Annotated in this window: 9 protein-coding genes; all 9 read left to right on the top strand. The window is 63.8% G+C overall.

Features of this window, described 5'->3' with window-relative positions; translation table 11 throughout:
* Positions 1-62: 62 nt before the first annotated feature.
* Entirely contained in the window at positions 63-500 is a 438-nt protein-coding gene (locus tag ABT116_RS41620; RefSeq protein WP_351645528.1) for a hypothetical protein, read from the top strand.
* Entirely contained in the window at positions 497-667 is a 171-nt protein-coding gene (locus ABT116_RS41615) for a hypothetical protein (protein WP_351645525.1), read from the top strand. Before ABT116_RS41620 ends, ABT116_RS41615 begins: the two co-directional genes overlap by 4 nt.
* Positions 664-861, top strand: a complete 198-nt coding sequence (locus tag ABT116_RS41610) for a hypothetical protein (RefSeq protein WP_351645522.1) — start codon at positions 664-666, stop codon at positions 859-861. The genes ABT116_RS41615 and ABT116_RS41610 overlap by 4 nt, the downstream gene beginning before the upstream one ends.
* Positions 858-1,031: a hypothetical protein gene (locus ABT116_RS41605; RefSeq protein WP_351645519.1), complete on the top strand. Its 174-nt coding sequence runs from the start codon at positions 858-860 to the stop codon at positions 1,029-1,031. Before ABT116_RS41610 ends, ABT116_RS41605 begins: the two co-directional genes overlap by 4 nt.
* Positions 1,032-1,071: 40 nt before the next feature.
* On the top strand, positions 1,072-1,392 hold the full coding sequence (locus ABT116_RS41600; protein WP_116102957.1) for a hypothetical protein: 321 nt from the start codon (positions 1,072-1,074) through the stop codon (positions 1,390-1,392).
* A gap of 2 nt (positions 1,393-1,394) precedes the next feature.
* Complete coding sequence (ssb, locus tag ABT116_RS41595; protein ID WP_351645515.1) at positions 1,395-1,847, top strand: single-stranded DNA-binding protein; 453 nt, start codon at positions 1,395-1,397, stop codon at positions 1,845-1,847.
* A gap of 34 nt (positions 1,848-1,881) precedes the next feature.
* Positions 1,882-2,208 (top strand): hypothetical protein, encoded by a 327-nt coding sequence (locus ABT116_RS41590; RefSeq protein ID WP_234551492.1) that lies wholly within the window; start codon positions 1,882-1,884, stop codon positions 2,206-2,208.
* Positions 2,205-2,573, top strand: coding sequence for a YfdP family phage-associated protein (locus tag ABT116_RS41585; RefSeq protein ID WP_021343820.1), 369 nt, complete (start codon positions 2,205-2,207; stop codon positions 2,571-2,573). Before ABT116_RS41590 ends, ABT116_RS41585 begins: the two co-directional genes overlap by 4 nt.
* A 5-nt stretch (positions 2,574-2,578) precedes the next feature.
* Positions 2,579-2,964 (top strand): hypothetical protein (locus ABT116_RS41580; RefSeq protein WP_351645511.1); only part of this gene is annotated, 386 nt, incomplete at its 3' end.

Raw genomic sequence — 2,964 nt, 5'->3', positions numbered from 1 at the left:
TCCGATCTCATCGGCCTGCGTGAGGGCGGCAGCGGCGAGGACGTCACCTCCCTGCTCCAGCTATGAGCACCACCTTCGAGGTAGAAGCCGACATCAGCTTCGACGACCTCGTCCCCGCACCCAAAGCCCCACCAGGGAACGTCGGCCACGACCCCCACATCGTGGCCGACAACTACCACTGGCTCCACACCACAGGCCACCCCGAAGACGTCATCGCCGAACGGCTCGGACTCGACCGGGAGACCCTTCGCAAACACCTCCGGACAGCGAACTACCAACCACCGCTTCTTGGCCGGAACCTCCACGTACAACGCACCATCGACCGACTCATCGCCGCACGGCAGCCGTTCACCTGTGAATCGCTCCCCGAAGGCGACAGCAAATACGCCACCAACTCACTAGTCCGACTCGCACACAAACAGGGGCGCATCCGCAGGGCAGGAAAATCCACCCTCGGCTACATCCTCTGGGAAGCCACCACAGAACAGGCCAGCGCATGAACGCCAAACTCACCGCCGCGACCGCCACCGCGACCATCGGCGCCGCACTCACCGCCGCATCACTCATGGATCTCGGCAGCGCACTCCCGCTCACCGCCGCCCTCGCTGTCGGCATCGCCGGCATCTTCGGCCTCCTCATCGCACTCACCGCGAGCGTGCCCCGATGACCGAAACGCCCGGCCGCACCCCGAACGCCGTCCACGTCTGCGGCCCCACCGTCGCCCAGCACGAGGAAATGATCACGGACCTGGCCTACGACCTGCGCGTCTGCGCCCGCTTCGCCACCGGCACACGACTCACCCCCGACGAAGCCCGCGCCATCGCCGACGTCCTCGCCAACCAGCGAGGGTGGGTCCGATGACCCTCGAGGAACATGCCGAACACCTGATCCGGCAGGCCTACGACCTCGACCGCGAGCCCGGCGACCCGGACTGGCCAGACCTGCCCGCCGACCTGAAATCGGCCGCAACCAACCTGATCCCCGCCGTCGTCGCAGCCCTGGAAACCAAACAGCTCGAACCAGCCCACTGACCGACATCGACGGCAAACCAACGAGAGGAATGAGCTGAGCATGCCCGCCCGCGACGCTCTCGCCGAGTTCCAGGCACTCGCAGAGCACTGGAAGGTCACCGCCCGCAAGCTCTACCACCGCGGCCGAACCCGCGAAGCGACGCAGTACGCGAACTTCGCCGACCAACTCGAAAAGACCATCGCGACAGCACCACTCGGCCAATCAGCGCCAGAACCGACCATCGAATACGGACTCCGCTGGCCCGACGGCCTCATCGTCCCGTGCACCCTCGACGAAGCCAAACGCTGGGTGCGCGACCCGACACTGAAACTCGTCGCCCGGCACGTCACCGAATGGCACAACAAGAAGAAAGCAGACTGACCATGGCACTACCCGTCATCCGAGGCGAAACCGCCCGCCTCACACGTGATCCCGAGATCCGATTCACCGGCGGCGGCAAAGCCGTCGTCAACCTCGACCTCGCGTTCAACAAGAGAATCAAGGACCGAGCCACCCAGGAATGGAAAGACGGACCGACACTGTTCGTCAAAGGCACCGCTTGGGAACAGTTCGCCGAGAACATTGCCGAATCGCTGAGCAAAGGCGACGAAGTGATCGTCTCCGGCGAACTCGACACCGACACCTACGACAAACGCGACGGCACCGGCCAAGGCTTCTCGGTCACACTCGCCATCTACGCGATCGGACCGAACCTCAAGAACGCCACCGCCAAAGCGACCCGTACCGCCAAAAGCGACGGGGGAGGGCAGGGAACCTACGGCAGCGGCACCAGCAACGGATACAGCGGCGCGAGCAGCGACGAACCACCGTTCTGACCGCCTACCGGCACATCCCCGAAAGGCCCAACCGTTGCGCAATCCCCTGCAGCTACTCGAAGCGACGGTTCTCTACCTGCAAGAGAACCCCGACAAGCACACCGAATACCACTGGCACGACGGAACAGTCGGCGGCATCGCCGGATGGCTCTGCATTTTCGCCGGCGCCGCCATCAACGGGACCGGTTTCAAAACATGGGCCACGTACCACGACGAAGACATCGGGATCTACGACCTGGCCCGCCAACTCCTCAAATTGGACCGGGCCACCGCCAACGACATCTTCATCGCAGACAGCAAGGCCGACGCCCTCGCAGCCGCGCGGGCATACATCGCCGACAGGAAAGAGCACCACCGATGAGTGACACCACCGACGAGCAGGTTGCGCGCGCATTTGCAGCGACACTGCAAGAACTCGACAAAGGCAGAGTTCACAACGAGCTCACCGACCGCCTCCATGAACTGATCGCAGCGGCGCGCAGTACCGGCAAGGGAGGCGCGCTGAATCTCTCGATCAAGATCACACCCGACAACAAGACCGACATGCTCCGGTTCTCGACCAATGTCACCGCGAAGCTCCCGCAGGCCGAGCGCGCCGAAACGCTGTTCTTCGTCGACAAGGAAGGCAACCCGACGCGCCAGGATCCGCACCAGCTGGCGATGTGGGAAGCGAACGAGAACCGAATGGCCGCAGTACCCGACCCTACCGAGAAGAAAGAAGCCTGACCAAGATGTCTAATGCAGAGCGCGATACTAGAGAGAACGAAGTAGTCGCCAACCTGGCAAAGCAGTCCGTCGACCGAGGCCACGCCGTCACCCCGGACCCGATCGACATTCACACCTTCACGATCGCCGAAGGCTACGGCGGTGAAAGGGTGGTCACCAACTCGTTCGAGCAGTACCTCCCGGCACCGCGCCGTCAACGAGGAACAACCACGGTCACCGACACCGAATCGTTCATCCAACTCGTCGCAGCACAGACCCGACGGTGGTCCACACCAGAACAGGCCGTCATCTTCGCCGACGTCGACCAGTTCTACCGTGCCGGGGAAGGGCGGTGCGGGCGTCTCACGGCGGGAGTAAACGGGCGTACTGGCGTCGGAGTACGAGGCGTGTC

The organism is Streptomyces sp. NPDC002130 (genome assembly GCF_040296465.1).
Lineage (GTDB): Bacteria > Actinomycetota > Actinomycetes > Streptomycetales > Streptomycetaceae > Streptomyces.
This window is presented reverse-complemented; position numbering and strand designations above follow the sequence as displayed.

Bases quoted from the DNA above. Each gene is read 5' to 3' on its own strand.
- ABT116_RS41620 (WP_351645528.1), top strand. From the start codon at position 63: ATGAGCACCACCTTCGAGGTAGAAGCCGACATCAGCTTCGACGACCTC.
- ABT116_RS41615 (WP_351645525.1), top strand. From the start codon at position 497: ATGAACGCCAAACTCACCGCCGCGACCGCCACCGCGACCATCGGCGCC.
- ABT116_RS41610 (WP_351645522.1), top strand. From the start codon at position 664: ATGACCGAAACGCCCGGCCGCACCCCGAACGCCGTCCACGTCTGCGGC.
- ABT116_RS41605 (WP_351645519.1), top strand. From the start codon at position 858: ATGACCCTCGAGGAACATGCCGAACACCTGATCCGGCAGGCCTACGAC.
- ABT116_RS41600 (WP_116102957.1), top strand. From the start codon at position 1,072: ATGCCCGCCCGCGACGCTCTCGCCGAGTTCCAGGCACTCGCAGAGCAC.
- ssb (WP_351645515.1), top strand. From the start codon at position 1,395: ATGGCACTACCCGTCATCCGAGGCGAAACCGCCCGCCTCACACGTGAT.
- ABT116_RS41585 (WP_021343820.1), top strand. From the start codon at position 2,205: ATGAGTGACACCACCGACGAGCAGGTTGCGCGCGCATTTGCAGCGACA.